Below are 17,101 nucleotides of genomic sequence, written 5' to 3' on the forward strand. Positions count from 1 at the left end.
CGACCCACCGCAAATCCGACCCCTCACAAAGGAGCCACCGTGTCCGATCTCGAAGAAACCCTGGTCCTCGTCAAGCCCGACGGAGTAGCCCGCAACCTGACCGGCGAGATCCTCCGCCGCATCGAGGCGAAGGGCTACGGCCTCGTCGACATCAAGCTCGTCGAAGCCGATCGCGAGCTCCTCGCCGCGCACTACGAGGAGCACGTCGGCAAGCCGTTCTACGAGCCGCTCGTCGAGTTCATGGAGTCGGGTCCGATCGTCGCCCTCCGCATCGAGGGCAACGGCGTCATCGCCGGATTCCGCTCGCTCGCCGGCGCCACCGACCCGACGACGGCCGCGCCCGGCACCATCCGCGGCGACCTGGGCCGCGACTGGGGCCTCAAGGTGCAGCAGAACCTCGTGCACGGCAGCGACTCGGTCGAGTCGGCCACGCGCGAGCTCGGCCTCTGGTTCACGTAGGCCACCCGCTCGGCAGAAGGCCCCGCACCTCCTCGGAGGTGCGGGGCCTTCTCGTGCTTCACCCGACTCAGTTCGTCGAGGCCTGACTGGCGACGAACGAGGAGAACGTCGAGGCGTCGGTGAGTGAACCCGAGTACTGGGCGCCGTTGACGATGACCGTCGGGGTGCCGGTGAGCTTCGCGATCGACGAGTTCGGCAGCTTCTTGCTCAGGGCGTCTGTCGTCTGCTGACTGACGAACGACTTGAACGACTCATCGGTGATGCACGACGAGATACCCGAGGCTGTCGCCCCGGCCTTGCTGATGATGCTCTTGAGCTTCGTATCGGACATGCCCTTCGTCTGCTCCGCAGGCTGGTTCGCGTAGAGCGCCGTGTTGACGTCCAGGAACTTGTCGGGCTGGTAGTTGGCGACGCACATGGCGGCGTTGGCCGCGCGGGTCGCGTACCTGTTGCCGAGCGAGGAGGCGTCGAGGATCGAGATCGGGTGGACCTCGTAGGTGATGGCGCCCTTCTGGAGCCAGGTTTTGATCTGCGACTCGTTGGCCGTCTCGAACTGGTTGCAGTACGGGCACTGGTAGTCGAGGTACACCGTGATGTTCACTGTGTCTTTGAGCTTCGACTGGTCGGTCGCCGTGGTGGATGCGCCGGCGGCGACGGCCTTCGTCGTGACCGCGGAGATCTCGCTGGTCTTGGCGTCGCCCTGCAGAAGGATGCCGCCGGAGGCCATGTTCTTGGGGCCGGGGCCGGCCGGCGTGATCGAGTTCATGATGACGAGCGTCACGATGACCGCGAGGGCGACCACGCCCAGGCCGATGCCGCCTCCGAGGAAGATGCGGTTGCGTCGGCGCTTGCGGGCGGCCGCCTCGCGGGCGACGCGGGCCTTCTCGCGGGCGTCTTCGCGGCGGTCGCGCTTCGTGGGTCCGTTTTCAGGGGGCGGGGTCATTGGTCCTCAGATCTGCGGAATTCGTCGGCTGTCCAGCAACGAGCGTAGCCCGGAGCCGGCTCGGGCAGGACCCTACGGTGACGGGTGATGGATTCGCTGGCAAAAGCCTCAGTGCCGATGTCGACTAGGAGAAGAGCACCGTGAGCAGCGTCGGGAAGTGCGTGATGATGATGATCGCGATGACCGCGTAGTTGACCAGCGGGATCACCCAGGAGAACGGCAGGAACGCGCGCATCGCGGTCCGGACACGCTGGTTCTTCGTGATCCGGCCGTTCGCGAGGTTCCAGACCGTGAAGATCCAGAACAGCGGGATGGTCGTCGACCAGACGAGCATGCACCAGGGGCACAGAGCGCCGATGACGAACACGGTCTGCGTGAACAGGAACGTGATGAACGCCCAGGCCAGGAAGAAGCCGACGTTCGCAGCGTTCCAGAACCAGCGCGAGAACGTCGCGCCGGCCAGCATCGCGGCGCCGAGGGTGATCGGAATCATGAAGCCGGCGACGCCGATGATCGGATTCGGGAACCCGAAGAGGTGCGAGACCGTCGAGTCGATGACCGTCGAGCACGACACGAAGGGGTTGATGTCGCAGCCGAGGGCCTGGTTCGGGTGCTCGAGCAGCTCGTACTTCTCGACCACCAGCTTGAACGAGCCGAAGAAGCCGATCAGCCCGGCCACGATCAGCAGGATCGGGGCCAGAACACGGACGCGGGCAGGGCTTGGTGACGACACCCTGGGATTATGACATGCGCCGAATCTGCCTCCGGAGGCCTTCCGTGCGATAATCGGGACAGTCCCAGGGTGAGAGCCGGGAAGGTTTCCGACCGTGGCGCCGATAACGGTGGCAGTCGGTACTGAAGTGACACACAGATTTCCACCGGGCCGAGCGGCTCGCGTGACAGACGAGATTTCGCAGGGGAGCGACTCGCATCGACCAGGGGTCGATCGACATCGCACAGACGCTGCGCACACGAATTCCCGAAGGCGCCTTCGGCACTAGAGAAGGCGACCCGGGGCGAGGAGTTGCACCACCGATGGTGGACAAAAAAGAGAACACACCCAAGAAGCGGAGCCGCTTGTTCGCCGGCTTCCGGTCGCGCCAGGCCCAGCCGCCCGCGCAGCCCGCTTCCGAATCATTCGCTGCCCTGGAGGCCGCCACGGCCCCGGCCGCGGCTCCACACGTGCCCCAGGAGGCAACCGCAGTGACTACCGACACCGACGGCGCGCAGACGCCCGAGCACCTCATCGACACCGAGACCATCGAGCGCGACGAGGCCGACTCGTCGCCCGTCGTCCCGGCGGTCTCGACGCCGGCCTCGACGTCGCCCTTCGAGGCGCCGCTCACCACGACGAGCCTCTTCTTCCATGCTCCCGAGATCTCGCCCCTGCCGGCGCTTCCCGAGCCGGACGACGACTACGAGCAGGGCGGCCCGCGCCGTCGCTCGCGGGGCCGCACCGGCGGGGCCGGCGACGGCTCCGACGAGGTCACCTCCAGCCGCACCCGCTCGCGGGCCGGCCGGGAGCCGCGCGAGCGCCCCGAGCCCGAGCTCATCACCGAGCCGCAGCGTGTCAAGGGCTCCACCCGCCTCGAGGCCAAGAAGCAGCGCCGTCGCGACGGCCGCGACGCCGGCCGCCGCCGTCCGGTCGTGACGGAGGCCGAGTTCCTCGCCCGCCGCGAGAGCGTCGACCGCAAGATGGTCGTCCGCTCGCAGGGCGACAGCATCCAGATCGGCGTGCTCGAGGACGGCATCCTCGCGGAGCACTACGTCGCCAAGTCGCAGAACGTCTCGCTCATCGGCAACGTCTACCTCGGCCGTGTGCAGAACGTCCTGCCGAGCATGGAGGCCGCCTTCGTCGACATCGGGCGGGGCCGCAACGCCGTCCTGTACTCGGGCGAGGTCGACTGGGACAACGTCGAGCACGGCAACCAGCCCCGCCGCATCGAGCTCGCGCTCAAGCCCGGCGACCGAGTGCTCGTGCAGGTGACCAAAGACCCGGTGGGCCACAAGGGCGCCCGTCTCACGAGCCAGATCTCGCTGCCGGGGCGCTTCCTCGTCTACGTGCCGAACGGCTCGATGAACGGCATCAGCCGCAAGCTGCCCGACACCGAGCGCGCCCGCCTCAAGAAGATTCTCAAGGAGGCCCTGCCCGAGAACACGGGCGTCATCGTGCGCACAGCCGCCGAGGGCGCGACCGAAGAGCAGCTGACGCTCGACGTCAAGCGCCTCCTGAACCAGTGGGCCGACATCTCGAAGAAGGTCGAGGCCGGGAACGCCCCGAACCTCCTGCACTCCGAGCCCGACCTGCTGATCAAGATCGTCCGCGACGTCTTCAACGAGGACTTCCACGAGCTCGTCATCGACGGCGACGAGGCGCGCGAGACCATCGAGACCTACCTGACGGCCGTCGCGCCCGACCTCCTCGACCGCGTCAAGGCGTACGAGGGCGACAAGGACTCGTTCGACGAGTACCGGCTCAACGAGCAGATCGACAAGGCGCTCGACCGCAAGGTCTGGCTGCCCTCGGGCGGATCCCTCGTCATCGACCGCACCGAGGCCATGACCGTCGTCGACGTCAACACCGGCAAGTTCGTCGGGTCGGGTGGCAACCTCGAAGAGACCGTCACCAAGAACAACATCGAGGCGGCCGAGGAGCTGGTCCGCCAGCTCCGCCTCCGCGACATCGGCGGCATCATCGTCGTCGACTTCATCGACATGGTGCTCGAGTCGAACCGCGACCTCGTGCTCCGCCGCCTCATCGAGTGCCTGAGCCGCGACCGCACCAAGCACCAGGTCGCCGAGGTCACCTCGCTCGGCCTCGTGCAGATGACGCGCAAGAAGCTCGGCCTCGGCCTCATGGAGTCGTTCCAGGAGATCGGCGTCGACCGCCAGCAGGCGCAGGAGCAGCAGCAGCAGAACCGCCAGCGCTCGCAGGAGCGTCGTCGGGCCAAGGCCTCGAACGGCAGCGCGTCCGGCTCGAAGGGCCCGCAGAACCGCGGCGGCTCGGAGGCTCACCCGGCCACCGGCACCATCCACGCCATCACCGACGACGTGAAGAACGCCCTCGCCAAGATCGCCGCCTCGACCGTCCCGCACGGTGACGAGGCTCCGACGAGCGTGTCCGAGGCGGCAGCCGCCGTCGAGGCCGCAATCGACGCGATCGTCGCCGAGGCGCCCGTGAACGAGGCTCCGGCGGCCGAGGCCGACGAGGCTCCCTCCGCCGGCTCGGGCCGCTCGCGCCGTGGTCGTGGTCGTCGTGCCTCCGCAGGCGGTCAGGCCCCCGAGTCCGATGCCGCCGTCGAGGCCCCGGCCGTCATCGACCTCCCCGTCGCGGCGTCCGCCCCGGTCGACAAGGTCGCCGAGGCAAAGGCCGCTCAGCCCGAGACCCCGGTGGCCGACGTCGCCCCCGAGCCCACGAGCACGGGTTCGCGTCGTTCGCAGGCCACGGTCGTCCAGCCCGAGGCCGCCACGGTCGCGATCCTCGACATCCCGCTGGCCAAGGTCGAGCGCGCCCCGCGCCGCATCTCGACGCACGACGCCGAGCAGATCCTGGACTCCGTGCTGGGCGCGCTGCCCGAGCCGAAGCAGCCCGGCCAGGGCCGCAGCCGCTCGCGCCGCGCCTCGAGCTCCGGCACCGTCTCGGCTCCTGCCGACGGCGACGGCTTGATCTGAGCTGGCCCCACCCAGGCCGCTGAGGGGTCGCTCGTTGTCTGCCAGGCCCACTTGGCACGACAGGGAGCGACCCCTCAGCGGTTCAGGGGTGGGATAGTACAGGCGTGAGCTACAGCGACGACGAGCACAGGGCTCCGCATGCGCCGACCGGTCCGCGCGGGTCGTGGGCGCGCCGGCGTGCACCGTCCGGCCCGGGGGTGCGGCAGTGGGGTGCCACGGCAGAGACCGTCGTGGCCGCGGCTGTCGCCGTGGGCGTCCTGATCGTGGTGCGGTTCCTCGTGGCCTTCGTCGACCTCATCGGCAACGCCGTCCAGTACCAGCCGTCGTACTACGCCAGCGGCTTCGAGGAGTCGCCGATCGGGCTCTTCCTCGGTGCAGTCGTCCTGGATCCCCTCCCGTTCTACATCGCCGTCTTCCTCGCGGCGACCTTCGTCTACCCGTTCGCGCGCCCCGCCCGCCTCCCGCTCGTGCTCGTGCGCGCAGTCGCAGCCGGAGGGTGCGGCACGGTCGTCCTCGCCGTCGTCGGCCTGGCGACGTCGCTGCCGGAGGGGACCGCCTCGACCGTCGTCCTCGACTCCGTGTTCGTGCCGCTGTCGTCGGGCCTCGAGCTCACCGCCGTGCTCGCCGGGGGAGCGGTCCTCGCGTGGCTGTGGGGCGGGCGCCTCGACGAGCAGGCCCGCGACCAGCAGGCCCTCGACGAGCGAGCCCTCGACGCGCAGAGCCTCGAGGGAGAGCGGGCGCAGGAACTCGCGGCCGAGGCCGAGCCCGCCGCCGGACTGCCCGACGAGCAGACCGTCGGGGCACCCGCGGCCGGGGTCGGAGTTCCTGCGCCCGTGCCCGGCTCGGCGTCGGCCGCGGCCGCGCCCGTCGCGGTGCCCCTCTTCGCCGCGCCCTCGCTCGACGAGGCCCCGGTCGACGCGCCCGCGCCCTCGGCGCACCCCGCCCCCGACCTGTCGAGGTTCGCGCCGCCCGAAGAGCGCTGACCGCTGACCGTAGAGCGCGGATGCTCGCGGCTCGCGAGGCGTCTAGCGAGCTCGGCCGAGCTGCCGTTTGCGCCACTGCGGCACGCGGAGGCCGCTCGCCTGCAGGCGCACAGCGAGCTCCTTGCCGCCGACCGCGGTCGCGCCGGCGGTGACGAGCTCGTCGTAGCGGTCGGCCGGGACGTCGTAGTGGTCGTGGTCGAAGGCTCGCCGCGGGATGCCGTGAGCGAGCGCGAAGGAGTGCAGCTCGTCGTACGAGGCGTCGCTCACGATGTGCGACCACAGGGTGCCGTGGGCAGGCCACATCGGCTGGTCGATCAGGATGGTCACCCGGGCATCGTACCCTCAGTCGTTTGACTGCCCTGACGGGGGCCGGTAGCCTAGATCTTTGGTGTGCGCTCGCGGCGCCGCCCCCAGCCCGCTCTTTCGGGCATCACCCCCATCTTTGGAGTACCCATGGCTTTCGCAATCGTGCGCGCCGGCGGCCGTCAGGAGAAGGTCGAGGTCGGAACGATTCTGACCGTCGACCGTCTCAAGGCCGCCGAGTCCGACACCGTCTCGTTCGTCCCCGTCCTGCACGTCGACGGCGACACCATCCTCTCGGGCGACCAGCTCGGCACGGTCACCGTCGAGGGCGAGGTCCTGAACGACCTCCGCGGCCCGAAGATCGTGATCCAGAACTACAGGAACAAGACCGGCTACAAGCGTCGCATGGGCTTCCGTGCCGACCTGACCCGCGTCAAGATCACCAAGATCACCACCAACTAGTCGAGGAGCTGACTCATGGCACACAAAAAGGGCGCATCATCCACCCGTAACGGCCGCGACTCGAACGCGCAGCGCCTCGGCGTCAAGCGCTTCGGCGGCCAGGTCGTCTCGGCCGGCGAGATCCTCGTCCGCCAGCGCGGCACCCACTTCCACCCCGGCGTGAACGTCGGCCGCGGCGGCGACGACACCCTCTTCGCCCTCGCCGCAGGCAGCGTCGAGTTCGGCGCCAAGGGCGGCCGCAAGGTCGTCAACATCACTGCGCTCTAGCGCGCTGACGCGCGGACGCGGCATGCGGCGCCGGACCTTCGACAGGCTCCGGTCGACCGGCGTCGCAAGCCGGGTCCACGCGCCAGCACCCGCAGACGGATGGGCAGCGTGTTCGCTCGCCCATCCTTCTGCTTTTCGCATCACTCCAACAGACTGAGAAACCTCCCCATGGCCACATTCGTCGACCACGTGTCGCTCCACCTCAAGGCGGGCAACGGCGGGAACGGCTGCGTGTCGGTCAAGCGCGAGAAGTTCAAGCCGCTGGCCGGCCCCGACGGCGGCACCGGCGGGCACGGCGGCGATATCGTCCTCGTCTCGACCAACGACGTCACCACTCTGCTCGGCTTCCACCGCAACCCGCACCGGTCGAGCGCCAACGGCGGCCCCGGCATGGGCGACCACCGGGCCGGCAACAACGGCGAAGAGCTCGAACTCGAGGTGCCGGTCGGAACCGTCGTGACCGACGAAGACGGCAACGAGCTCATCGACATGAACGAGGCGGGGCTCCGCTACGTCGTGGCCGAGGGCGGCATCGGCGGTCTCGGCAACGCGGCCCTCTCGTCGACCAAGCGCAAGGCCCCCGGCTTCGCGCTCCTCGGGACGCCCGGCTGGGGCGGCGACGTCCAGCTCGAGCTCAAGGTCGTCGCCGACGTCGCGCTCGTCGGCTACCCGTCGGCCGGCAAGTCGAGCCTCGTGGCGGCCATGAGCGCCGCGAAGCCGAAGATCGCCGACTACCCCTTCACCACGCTGCACCCGAACCTCGGCGTCGTCGAGTCGGCGGCCACCCGCTACACGATCGCCGACGTCCCCGGCCTGATCGAGGGAGCGAGCGAGGGCAAGGGGCTCGGACTCGAGTTCCTGCGCCATGTCGAGCGGTGCTCGGCGCTGCTGCACGTGCTCGACTGCGCCACGCTCGAGCCCGGCCGCGACCCGCTCACCGACCTCGAGACCCTGAAGCGCGAGCTGGCCGCCTACGAGGTCCCCGCCGGGCAGCTACCGCTTCTCGAGCGCGCCCAGATGGTCGTGCTGAACAAGATCGACGTGCCCGAGGCCCGCGAGCTGGCCGACTTCGTCCGCGCCGATCTCGAGGGCCAGGGCTACCGGGTCTTCGAGATCTCCGCGGTGTCACGCGAAGGACTCCGCGAGCTGTCGTTCGCGCTGGCCGAGGTCGTCGAAGCCGACCGCGCCGCACGCGCCGCCGAGCAGCTGGCCCGCCCCCGCATAGTCATCCGCCCCAGGGCGGTCAACGAGTCGAAGTTCGAGGTCATCGTCGAGGGCGGCTCGTACGGCAACATCTACCGCATCCGCGGCATCAAGCCCGAGCGCTGGGTCATGCAGACCGACTTCAACAACGAGGAGGCCGTGGGCTTCCTGGCCGACCGCCTCAACAAGCTCGGCGTCGAGGACCGTCTGTTCAAGGCCGGCGCCGTGGCCGGTTCGACCGTCGTCATCGGCGGCGCCGGCGGCATCGTCTTCGACTGGGAGCCCACGCTCACGTCGACCGCCGAGCTGATGACCGCAGCCCGCGGGACCGATCCCCGCCTCCACCAGTCGTCGCGCCAGACCCGTAACGAGCGCCGCGAGGAGTACTTCGCCCGCATGGACGCGAAGGCCGACGCCCGCGCGGAGCTGATGCGCGAGCGCGCCGCGGGGCTCTGGACCGACGACGACGGCTTCGAGGTCGACCCGGCCATCCGCCACGGCGAGGAGGGGTTCGACGACGAGTCCGTCGACGCGGCCGACGGGTCCGCGGACGCCGCCGACGACACGGTCGACGCGACCTCCGGTCGAGAGGACGACGGTCGAGCGTGACCAGCAGCACCGACGCCGAGACCTCGAGGCCTGCCGCCGCATCCGCGGAGATCGGCCACGGCCCGATCCGGACGCGTGGTGACATCCCGCGGGCCCGTCGCGTCGTCGTGAAGGTCGGGTCGTCGTCGATCAGCGGTGAGAACGCCGACCAGATCGGCCCCCTGGTCGAGGCCCTGGCCGAGGCCTACGGCCGCGGCGCCGAGGTGATCCTCGTGTCGTCCGGTGCGATCGCGACTGGAATGCCCTACCTGCGGCTCGACTCGCGGCCGACCGACCTCGCCACGCAGCAGGCGGCGGCGGCCGTCGGCCAGAACATCCTGATCTACCGCTACCAGGAGAGCCTGCGGCGGTTCTCGATCGTGGCCGGCCAGGTGCTCCTGACCGCGAGCGACATCGACAACCCGACGCACCGCTCGAACGCCCAGCGCGCCATGGAGCGGCTCCTCAAGCTGCGCATCCTCCCGATCGTCAACGAGAACGACACCGTCGCGACGCATGAGATCCGCTTCGGCGACAACGACCGCCTCGCCGCGCTCGTGTCGACGCTCGTCGAAGCCGACCTGCTCGTGCTGCTCTCGGACGTCGACGCTCTCTACACGAAGCCGCCCCACGAGGCCGGCGCCATCAGGATCGTCGACGTCGCGCACGGAGACGAGCTCGCCGGCGTCACCTTCGGCTCGGCCGGAGCGGCCGGGGTCGGAACCGGGGGAGCCGGCACCAAGGTCGCTGCCGCGCGCCTGGCCACCGAGGCGGGCATCCCCGTGCTCGTGACGTCCACTCCGCTCGTGCGGGAGGCCCTGCGCGGTGCCGCCGTCGGCACCTGGTTCGACGCCCGGTCCGCTCTGCGGGGATAGACCCCCGGCAGTAAGATCTGCTCATGTCGCTCTCCGAAGCCTCCGCACCGGTCACTGACGCCTCGTCGACGCTGAACCCCGCGCTGGTCGCCACCCTGGAGGCGGCCCGAGGCGCCGCCCGGACGCTGTCGACAGCCACGGCCGACGTGAAGAACCGAGGGCTCGCCGCCATCGCCGCGGCCGTCCGTGGGCAGGCGCCCCGCATCATCGCTGCGAACGACCTCGACATCGCTCGCGGTCGCGACACCGGCATGAGCCAGGGGCTGCAAGACCGGCTCCGGCTCGACGAGAAGCGCCTCGAGGCACTGGCCCAGGCCACCGAGCTGATCGCCACCCTCGTCGACCCCGTCGGCGAGGCCCTGCGTGGCAAGATCCTCCCGAACGGCCTGCAGCTCACCCAGGTGCGCGTGCCCTTCGGAGTCGTCGGCGCCATCTACGAGGCGCGCCCCAACGTGACGATCGACATCGCGTCGCTCGCCCTCAAGAGCGGCAACGCCGTCGTCCTCCGCGGCGGCAGCGCCGCCGAGCAGACCAATCGCGTCCTCGTCGACGTCATCCAGGACGCCCTCGAGTCGGCGGGACTGCCCCGCCAGTCGGTCCAGACCATCGACGAGCTCGGCCGGGCCGGCGCGACCGAGCTGATGCGCGCCCGCGGCTATGTCGACGTCCTCATCCCGCGCGGCAGCGCCCAGCTCATCGAGACCGTCGTCGCCGAGTCGAAGGTGCCCGTCATCGAGACCGGCGCCGGAGTGGTCCACGTCTTCCTGGACGAGTCGGCCGACGCCCAATGGGCCGTCGACATCGTTCACAACGCCAAGGTGCAGCGCCCCAGCGTCTGCAACGCGCTCGAGACCCTTCTCGTGCACGAGGCCGCGGCCGCGCGGCTGCTGCCGCAGGTGCTCTCCGACCTGCGCGATGCCGGCGTGACCATCCACGGAGACGAGCGCACGCGCGCTCTCTTCGCCGACGCAGTGCCCGCGACCGACGACGACTGGGCGACCGAGTACATGTCGCTCGACCTGTCCGTCCGCGTGGTCGACGGCCTCGACGCGGCCATGGACCATATCGCGCGCTACTCGACGCACCACACCGAGTCGATCATCACCAACGACCTCCGCAACACCGAGAGGTTCCTCGCCGAGGTCGACTCGGCGGTGGTGATGGTCAACGCGTCGACCCGCTTCACCGACGGCGGCGAGTTCGGCTTCGGCGCCGAGGTCGGCATCTCGACGCAGAAGCTGCACGCCCGCGGGCCGATGGGCCTGCCCGAGCTGACCAGCAGCAAGTGGGTCGTGCGCGGAGCCGGTCAGGTCCGCGGTTAGACTTGCCCCTGTTGCACCGCACTGAATTGGAGAAGTGAATGATGATCACGGCCCTGACCACCAGCCTCGTGGCAGCCGAAGAGGCCCTCGCGCCCGTCTTCGCCCCCGCGCCCGTGATCGCTCTGACGTTCGGCGCCATCTTCTTCGTGCTCGGCGTCGTCGTCTTCAGCTACCGCAACATCGCCAACAAGAACTCCGCGACGGGCACTTCCGCCGACGCTCACTCCGACGCCGGCACCGGCAACGAGTACACCCCGCTCGACGAGTTCGGCCACGCCGACAAGCACTGAGCCGGGCCTGCAGATCAGTGGCCACGCCTGGAGGCGGTAAGCGTCGCATCGGCGTGATGGGCGGCACGTTCGACCCCATCCACAACGGCCACCTGGTCGCGGCCAGCGAGGTCGCCACCGAGTTCGATCTCGACGAGGTCGTCTTCGTCCCCACCGGTCAGCCGTGGATGAAGCACACGGTCACCGCCGGCGAGCACCGCTACCTGATGACGGTCATCGCGACAGCGTCCAACCCACGCTTCACGGTCAGCCGCGTCGACATCGACCGCGAGGGCACGACCTTCACGATCGACACCCTCCGCGACATGCGCGCCGTCCACCCCGACGACGACCTGTTCTTCATCACCGGTGCCGACGCCGTCGCGCAGATCCTCGACTGGAAGGACGTCTCCGAACTCTGGGAACTCGCCCACTTCGTGGCCGTCTCCCGGCCGGGTCATGACCTCTCCGTCAGCGGACTCCCAGAGAGCGAAGTAAGCTTGCTCGAAGTTCCCGCACTGGCGATCTCGTCCACCGACTGTCGCAGCCGCGTCGGCCGTGGTTCCCCTGTCTGGTACCTGGTCCCCGACGGAGTCGTTCAGTACATCTCGAAGCACCACCTGTACCGAGCCGCATCACCTGAACCGAGCACTGACCCGGTCGCGACCGAATCCGTATCGGAGACTGAATGAGTTCGACCAACGGCCAGCCACCACTCACCAGGCGGCAGGTGCGAGACCTCGAACGGGCGAGAGAGGCCGGCGCCGCGATCACCGAGAGCATCTCGGCCGAGTCCGGCTCGCCCAAGCCGTCCTCCGTTCCGGTCACGGCGCCGACACCCGTCCAGCAGGCTCCGCAGCAGCAGCCTGCCCCCTCGTCTGCGATGACGCCGGCACCCGGGTCGATCGTCGGACCCGGCGGGCTCACCCGCCGCGAGCTCCGCGCCCAGCGCCAGGCGGCCGAGCCCGTCGATGCCGCGCCCGTGCCGCTCCGCGCACCCCAGCCGTCGTCGGCCGCCTCCCAGCCCGGCCGCAACCTCTCCGATGCCCTCAGCTACGCGGCCGACATCGAGGACGGAACGCCGGCCCCGATCGTCCCGCCGCGCGAGGCGCCCCGCGCCTCGGCCCCCGAGGCCCCTCGGCAGCAGTCCGTGCCGGTTCAGCCGGTGCCGGTCCGATCGGTGCCCGTGCAGAGCGTGCCGGTCCAGCCCCCGGTGCCGTCCGCCGCCGCCCCGGCCAGCGTCGACGAGGTCACGCACCCCGGCGCGCAGCCGACTCCGACACCACGCTCGGCCGGGCGAACGGTCGACGCTCCCGTCGCCGCGCCCGTCGACGACGCTGACTTCGCCACGACGGGCGGAATCCGCCGACGCGGTGGTGCGACGGCCGAGCCCGACGCCGAGAGCACCCTCGCGGCGGCGACCCCGCCGCCGACGTCGACGCCGACCGTGTTCCCGTTCCAGCTCTCGGGCGGCGCGGCGCCGGCGTCGCTCGACGCGCCGGCCCCGGCGGAGGCCGCGCGAGTTCCTGCGCCCTCTGCTGCGGCACCCGCGCCCGCCGAGACCGCGGCTTCCTCGGCAGCGCAGCCCCCTGCGGCTGTCGAGGTGCCGATCTCGTCGACGCCCGAGCCCTCCCAGCAGCCCGCGGCGTCCCGCATCCCGGCATCGGTGCCCGAGCCGAGCGGCTACGTGCCGCCGACCGGCCACTGGTCGACGCAGGCCGAGCGCGACGACGACGAGCACTCGAGCGTCGGCAGCCACTTCAGCGGTGCGACCGGCCAGCACAACGCCGTCGTCATCGGCGACGACCGTCTGCTCGATGTCACAGGCGCGCTCAACGCGACCGGTGAGGTCATCATCACCGGCTCGATCGACCTGCCCCGCAGTCTGGCAGCCACCGGCTCGCACTCCGCGCAGCGGATCGACGGCGCCGACATCGACCGGATGCTCGAGGAGGGCGACCGGGAGCAGCCGGAGTCCGACGCCACCCCGGTCCGGGCGAGCCGCGCTGTGAGCGCGAACACGTCGACGCGGGCCGTGGTTCTGACTTCTCAGCCGAAACCCAGCCGACTCCCAATGATCGCCACCATCTGTGTTGGAGTCGTAGTTGTTGTTATCGTGGGTCTGGTCGTCGCCGGTTTCGTCACCGGCGTTCTGTAGCACCACTCTCGCTGCCCCATCCGGGCGCACCCCATTTCTCCGTTCCCAAAGGAATCCGTGACCGCCACTTCCCGTGCCATCGAGCTGGTCCAGCTCGCCGCCCGCGCCGCCGACTCGAAGCAGGCCGAGGATCTCGTCGCCCTCGACGTGTCCGAGCCGCTCGCCCTCACCGACATCTTCCTGCTCGCCTCCGGGCGCAATGAGCGCAACGTCGTCGCCATCGCCGGCGAGATCGAAGACAAGATGATCGAGGCCGGCGTCAAGCCGCTCCGCCGTGAGGGCCGTTCCGAGGGGCGCTGGATCCTCCTCGATTTCGGCGACATCGTCGTGCACGTCTTCCATGAGGAAGACCGCCAGTTCTACTCGCTCGAGCGCCTCTGGAGCGACTGCCCCGCCATCGCCCTCGACGTGTCGCGCGAGCTGCAGGAGTCCTCGGCTCACGAGGGCTGAATCGTCAGTCGGCGGTCTCGAGTGACGGTGGTCATGAGTCGTCGAAATCTGTAGTAATCTTGCAGGGTTGCTTCGGCAGGGAAACCTCCTCGAGCGGCACTGTCTGGGTCTGTGGCGCAGCTGGTAGCGCACCTGCATGGCATGCAGGGGGTCAGGGGTTCGAGTCCCCTCAGATCCACCAGACGAGAATGGCCTCTCCCTTCGGGAGGGGCCATTTTCGCTGTAGCCGAGAGGCTCTTGCTACGGTGAGGCCGTGCTGATCCGCCACCGCGACGCCGAGCCCACTGTCCATGCCGACGCTGTCGTGTCGCCCGCAGCCACCCTCGTGGGCGCCGTCCACGTGGCAGCCGGCGCGCGCATCCTGCCCGGAGCAGTGCTCAGCGCCGAAGACGGCCGAGTCGACATCGGCGAGAACACCGTCGTGATGGAGAACGCCGTCGTCCGCGGCCGCGCGGGGTATCCGGCGCGCATCGGGTCGTCCGTGATGGTGGGGCCGAACGCCCACGTCAATGGCAGCGATGTCGCCGACGGGGCGTTCATCGCGACGGGTGCGGCGCTCTTCCCGGGCAGTCGCATCGGGGCCGGCGCCGAGGTGAGGATCCACGGCGTCGTCCAAGTCAACACGACCATCGAGCCCGGCGTCGTCGTGCCGATCGGCTGGGTCGCCGTCGGGAGTCCGGCGACGATCCTGCCGCCTGACCGCCACGACGAGATCTGGGCCATCCAGAAGGGCCTCGACTTCGTTGGCACCGTCTACGGCGGCGGAACCGACATGGCCGACATCATGCTCCGCCAGTCCGAGTTCTACGGCGCCCACCGCGTCGACGAGGTCGTCGGCGACTGACCCGCCCCCGCCAGGAGGAGGTCCGCACCACGATCGGAGCTCCGCCGACCCGGCCGAAGCGCCGCACCACGATCGGGACTCGGCACCAAGAAAAGAACTAGTGCCGAGTCCCGATCGTGGGCCGGGGGAGGCAGCCGCGGGGCGGTGGCGGTGTGGAGTCCCAATCGTGGTGTCCAGGGCAGGCGCGGAGCTCAGCACCGCGCCGATCCGCTACCGTCGAGCGATGGACAGACGGCTGCGCACGATCGAGTGGGTCGCTGTGCTCGTCGTCCTGATCGCGATCCTCGCCGTCACGTTCTGGCCGACGCGCGTCGACGCCGGCGCCGACGGAGCGCTCTCGGCGCTGTTCCGCCGCTGGCACGCCGACGGGGTCCCGGCCTTCGTCGACTACGACCTCCTGCAGAGCGTCGCGAACGTGGTGATGTTCCTGCCGTTCGGCGCTCTCGTCGCGTCCGTCGCCATGCGACCGCTCTGGTGGGTCTCGGGCGTCATCGGGCTCACCCTGTCGCTCGTCGTCGAGAGCGGGCAGGCGATCTTCCTGCCCGCGCGGCTCGCCTCGGTTGGCGACCTCGCGACGAACACGGCGGGCGCGCTGCTGGGCGGAGCGGTCGTCTGGGTTCTCCGCACGGCGCGCGATCGACGGCGTCGCACCTCGAAGGGCATGCGGGCCTGACCCGGTTGCGCCACCCTGCACGCTCCCGCGGGCCCTCGCCCCGGCGAGCACCCCGTCGGCGCGCCGCGTCAGTTGATGCAGGCGAGGGTGGTGGCCGCGGCCGCCACGGTCGTCTTCGTCGAGGAGCCGCTCGTTCCTGCGCCCGAACCCGAGCCCGCCGACCCCGCCGATGACGAGCCGGACGACGCCTTCGAGCTGGCGGTCGCTCCGTCGGTGCCGAGCACGAGGGTGACGTTCGAGACGCCGGTCACCGCCTCGAGAGTGGCGCCCGGGACGTACTTCGCGAGCGTCTTCGCCTCCGCGGTCATCGACGCCGGGTACTGGATCGTGGTGGCGCTTCGCGTCGAGACGGTGCCCGGCGTCATGACGGTGAAACCGGCCGACGTGAGCGACGACGTGGCGGTCGCGGCGGCACCGGCGACTCCGCCGCCGTTGAGCACCTGGACGGTGACCTGGGAGGGCTTGACCGTCGTGGGGGCGGCCGCAGCCTTCGTCGTCGCCGTGGTCTTCTCGTCGAGCGAGGCGACGAACGACGCCATCTTGTCGGTGTCGACCTGCACGATCGAGACCGCGGTGCCGTTGTAGTAGATCGTCGGCGTGCCCGTGATCGGAATGGTCGTCGACTTCAGGTTACCGCCGGCGAGGTTCTTCAGCTGCAGCCCGAGGGTGATCCAGTTGAGGTCGGGGTCGGTCTGGATCGCGCCGCTGACCGCCTTCAGCGACTTCTTCAGCCTGCCGGGGTTGAGGAGGGTCGACGCCGAGAGGAAGTTGTGGGCCTCGGCGCTGAGGAAGTAGCGCTGGCGGGCCTCGCGGTCGATGTCGCCGTTCGGGAGGCCGTGCCGCTGGCGGACGAACGCCAGGGTCTGCTTGGCGTCGAGCTCGGAGACGCCGGCCGGCGCCTTGAACGTCGAGTAGGGGTCGTCGACGGCGTTGTTGAGGCAGACCTGGATCGGGCCGAGCGCCTTCGCCACGTCGTAGAAGCCGACCATCGAGATGCGCACGAAGTGGTCGATGTGCATGTCTGTGAGGTTCTCGATCGTCGAGATCAGCAGCTGGGCGCCGCCGGCCGCGCCGCCCTTGGCGCTGCCGTAGGCGAACGCGGCGTTGAGCTTGCCCATGCCGTAGCCGGGGATCGACACCCACGAGTCGCGGGGGAAGGAGACGAGCGATGCCTGGCCGCCGCCGTCCGGGATGTGGAGCACGAGCATCGAGTCGGTGTTGGTGCCGCCGCCGTCGGCGGTCGTGCCGAGCTCGGCAAGCTCTTCGGCCGAGGCGTTCGCGGGGCGGTGGTCGTCGCCGACGAGGAGGATGTTCTGGCCGCTCGACTTCGCGACGGAGGTCGTGGCGGGCAGTGCGTCGATGTGCGTGACGCCGCCGACGAAGGTCTGGTAGTTGTACACGGCGTAGGCGACGGTGCCGACGAGGAGCAGGACCACGACGATCGCGATCCAGCGGATCACGTGGCGCGGCCTGACGCGGAGGCGTGTTCGAGGCGAATCGGACATCCGGGAACCCAATCATCAAAAGCAGTGACGGACCCGAAGACTAGCTGAGCGGGAAGAGCGTTCCGGGGTGCCCGCGCCTGCGGGCGCCGCATCTCACCCGCGCGGACGAGGGGTTCGGTACCTGC

The 17,101-nt window shown here is 70.0% G+C and carries 18 protein-coding genes and 1 tRNA gene; 15 read left to right on the forward strand and 4 right to left on the reverse strand.

Annotated elements, in window-relative coordinates:
* Nucleotides 1-39 precede the first annotated feature (39 nt).
* Nucleotides 40-459 (forward strand): nucleoside-diphosphate kinase, encoded by a 420-nt coding sequence (gene ndk, locus AC07TY_RS16610; RefSeq protein ID WP_123506057.1) that lies wholly within the window; start codon nt 40-42, stop codon nt 457-459.
* A gap of 67 nt (nt 460-526) precedes the next feature.
* Here ndk and AC07TY_RS16615 read toward each other — a convergent pair whose 3' ends face one another.
* The gene (locus tag AC07TY_RS16615) at nt 527-1,402 is read right to left on the reverse strand and encodes a DsbA family protein (protein WP_494786053.1); all 876 of its coding nucleotides are present in this window, start codon (nt 1,400-1,402) and stop codon (nt 527-529) included.
* Between the two features lie 124 nt (nt 1,403-1,526).
* Complete coding sequence (locus AC07TY_RS16620) at nt 1,527-2,135, reverse strand: vitamin K epoxide reductase family protein (RefSeq protein ID WP_494786054.1); 609 nt, start codon at nt 2,133-2,135, stop codon at nt 1,527-1,529.
* Nucleotides 2,136-2,437: 302 nt separating this feature from the next.
* Between AC07TY_RS16620 and AC07TY_RS16625 the strand changes: the two genes are divergently transcribed.
* Entirely contained in the window at nt 2,438-5,074 is a 2,637-nt protein-coding gene (locus tag AC07TY_RS16625; RefSeq protein WP_494786055.1) for an Rne/Rng family ribonuclease, read from the forward strand.
* 104 nt (nt 5,075-5,178) lie between these two features.
* Complete coding sequence (locus AC07TY_RS16630; protein ID WP_494786056.1) at nt 5,179-6,057, forward strand: hypothetical protein; 879 nt, start codon at nt 5,179-5,181, stop codon at nt 6,055-6,057.
* Between the two features lie 42 nt (nt 6,058-6,099).
* Here the strand turns inward: AC07TY_RS16630 and AC07TY_RS16635 are convergent, their stop codons facing one another.
* Nucleotides 6,100-6,384: a DUF4031 domain-containing protein gene (locus tag AC07TY_RS16635; RefSeq protein WP_123506053.1), complete on the reverse strand. Its 285-nt coding sequence runs from the start codon at nt 6,382-6,384 to the stop codon at nt 6,100-6,102.
* Between the two features lie 126 nt (nt 6,385-6,510).
* Between AC07TY_RS16635 and rplU the strand changes: the two genes are divergently transcribed.
* The 12 genes from rplU (at nt 6,511) to AC07TY_RS16695 (ending at nt 15,471) form a co-directional block, all read left to right on the forward strand.
* A complete protein-coding gene (gene rplU, locus AC07TY_RS16640; RefSeq protein ID WP_488625879.1) occupies nt 6,511-6,822 on the forward strand; it encodes a 50S ribosomal protein L21 in 312 nt (103 codons plus the stop codon).
* Between the two features lie 15 nt (nt 6,823-6,837).
* Entirely contained in the window at nt 6,838-7,089 is a 252-nt protein-coding gene (rpmA, locus tag AC07TY_RS16645) for a 50S ribosomal protein L27 (protein WP_123506052.1), read from the forward strand.
* 168 nt (nt 7,090-7,257) lie between these two features.
* Complete coding sequence (gene obgE, locus AC07TY_RS16650; protein WP_123506051.1) at nt 7,258-8,901, forward strand: GTPase ObgE; 1,644 nt, start codon at nt 7,258-7,260, stop codon at nt 8,899-8,901.
* Between the two features lie 65 nt (nt 8,902-8,966).
* Nucleotides 8,967-9,755 carry a glutamate 5-kinase gene (gene proB / locus AC07TY_RS16655; RefSeq protein WP_123506509.1) on the forward strand — a complete coding sequence of 263 codons (789 nt, stop codon included), beginning with the start codon at nt 8,967-8,969 and terminating at the stop codon, nt 9,753-9,755.
* A gap of 23 nt (nt 9,756-9,778) precedes the next feature.
* Nucleotides 9,779-11,077, forward strand: coding sequence for a glutamate-5-semialdehyde dehydrogenase (locus tag AC07TY_RS16660; RefSeq protein ID WP_494786057.1), 1,299 nt, complete (start codon nt 9,779-9,781; stop codon nt 11,075-11,077).
* Nucleotides 11,078-11,115: 38 nt separating this feature from the next.
* Nucleotides 11,116-11,367, forward strand: coding sequence for a hypothetical protein (locus tag AC07TY_RS16665; protein WP_123506049.1), 252 nt, complete (start codon nt 11,116-11,118; stop codon nt 11,365-11,367).
* A gap of 17 nt (nt 11,368-11,384) precedes the next feature.
* A complete protein-coding gene (nadD, locus tag AC07TY_RS16670) occupies nt 11,385-12,038 on the forward strand; it encodes a nicotinate-nucleotide adenylyltransferase (RefSeq protein ID WP_255410946.1) in 654 nt (217 codons plus the stop codon).
* The gene (locus AC07TY_RS16675) at nt 12,035-13,504 is read left to right on the forward strand and encodes a hypothetical protein (RefSeq protein WP_494786058.1); all 1,470 of its coding nucleotides are present in this window, start codon (nt 12,035-12,037) and stop codon (nt 13,502-13,504) included. Before nadD ends, AC07TY_RS16675 begins: the two co-directional genes overlap by 4 nt.
* Before the next feature lie 57 nt (nt 13,505-13,561).
* Nucleotides 13,562-13,954: a ribosome silencing factor gene (rsfS, locus tag AC07TY_RS16680; RefSeq protein ID WP_488625883.1), complete on the forward strand. Its 393-nt coding sequence runs from the start codon at nt 13,562-13,564 to the stop codon at nt 13,952-13,954.
* A 105-nt stretch (nt 13,955-14,059) separates the two neighbouring features.
* Nucleotides 14,060-14,135 (forward strand) — tRNA-Ala (locus AC07TY_RS16685).
* A gap of 72 nt (nt 14,136-14,207) precedes the next feature.
* Entirely contained in the window at nt 14,208-14,798 is a 591-nt protein-coding gene (locus tag AC07TY_RS16690) for a gamma carbonic anhydrase family protein (RefSeq protein ID WP_494786059.1), read from the forward strand.
* Between the two features lie 223 nt (nt 14,799-15,021).
* A complete protein-coding gene (locus tag AC07TY_RS16695) occupies nt 15,022-15,471 on the forward strand; it encodes a VanZ family protein (RefSeq protein ID WP_494786060.1) in 450 nt (149 codons plus the stop codon).
* Nucleotides 15,472-15,539: 68 nt separating this feature from the next.
* Here AC07TY_RS16695 and AC07TY_RS16700 read toward each other — a convergent pair whose 3' ends face one another.
* Nucleotides 15,540-16,976 (reverse strand): LCP family protein, encoded by a 1,437-nt coding sequence (locus tag AC07TY_RS16700; RefSeq protein WP_494786061.1) that lies wholly within the window; start codon nt 16,974-16,976, stop codon nt 15,540-15,542.
* Nucleotides 16,977-17,101: the final 125 nt, after the last annotated feature.

This window comes from Frondihabitans sp. GW821-FHT04F02 (genome assembly GCF_059420045.1).

Excerpts from the sequence above, each read along its gene's own strand:
- AC07TY_RS16625 (WP_494786055.1), top strand. The coding sequence starts at position 2,438 with ATGGTGGACAAAAAAGAGAACACACCCAAGAAGCGGAGCCGCTTGTTC.
- rpmA (WP_123506052.1), top strand. The coding sequence starts at position 6,838 with ATGGCACACAAAAAGGGCGCATCATCCACCCGTAACGGCCGCGACTCG.
- rplU (WP_488625879.1), top strand. The coding sequence starts at position 6,511 with ATGGCTTTCGCAATCGTGCGCGCCGGCGGCCGTCAGGAGAAGGTCGAG.
- AC07TY_RS16660 (WP_494786057.1), top strand. The coding sequence starts at position 9,779 with ATGTCGCTCTCCGAAGCCTCCGCACCGGTCACTGACGCCTCGTCGACG.
- AC07TY_RS16665 (WP_123506049.1), top strand. The coding sequence starts at position 11,116 with ATGATGATCACGGCCCTGACCACCAGCCTCGTGGCAGCCGAAGAGGCC.
- AC07TY_RS16700 (WP_494786061.1), bottom strand. The coding sequence starts at position 16,976 with ATGTCCGATTCGCCTCGAACACGCCTCCGCGTCAGGCCGCGCCACGTG.
- obgE (WP_123506051.1), top strand. The coding sequence starts at position 7,258 with ATGGCCACATTCGTCGACCACGTGTCGCTCCACCTCAAGGCGGGCAAC.
- AC07TY_RS16615 (WP_494786053.1), bottom strand. The coding sequence starts at position 1,402 with ATGACCCCGCCCCCTGAAAACGGACCCACGAAGCGCGACCGCCGCGAA.
- AC07TY_RS16695 (WP_494786060.1), top strand. The coding sequence starts at position 15,022 with ATGGACAGACGGCTGCGCACGATCGAGTGGGTCGCTGTGCTCGTCGTC.
- AC07TY_RS16675 (WP_494786058.1), top strand. The coding sequence starts at position 12,035 with ATGAGTTCGACCAACGGCCAGCCACCACTCACCAGGCGGCAGGTGCGA.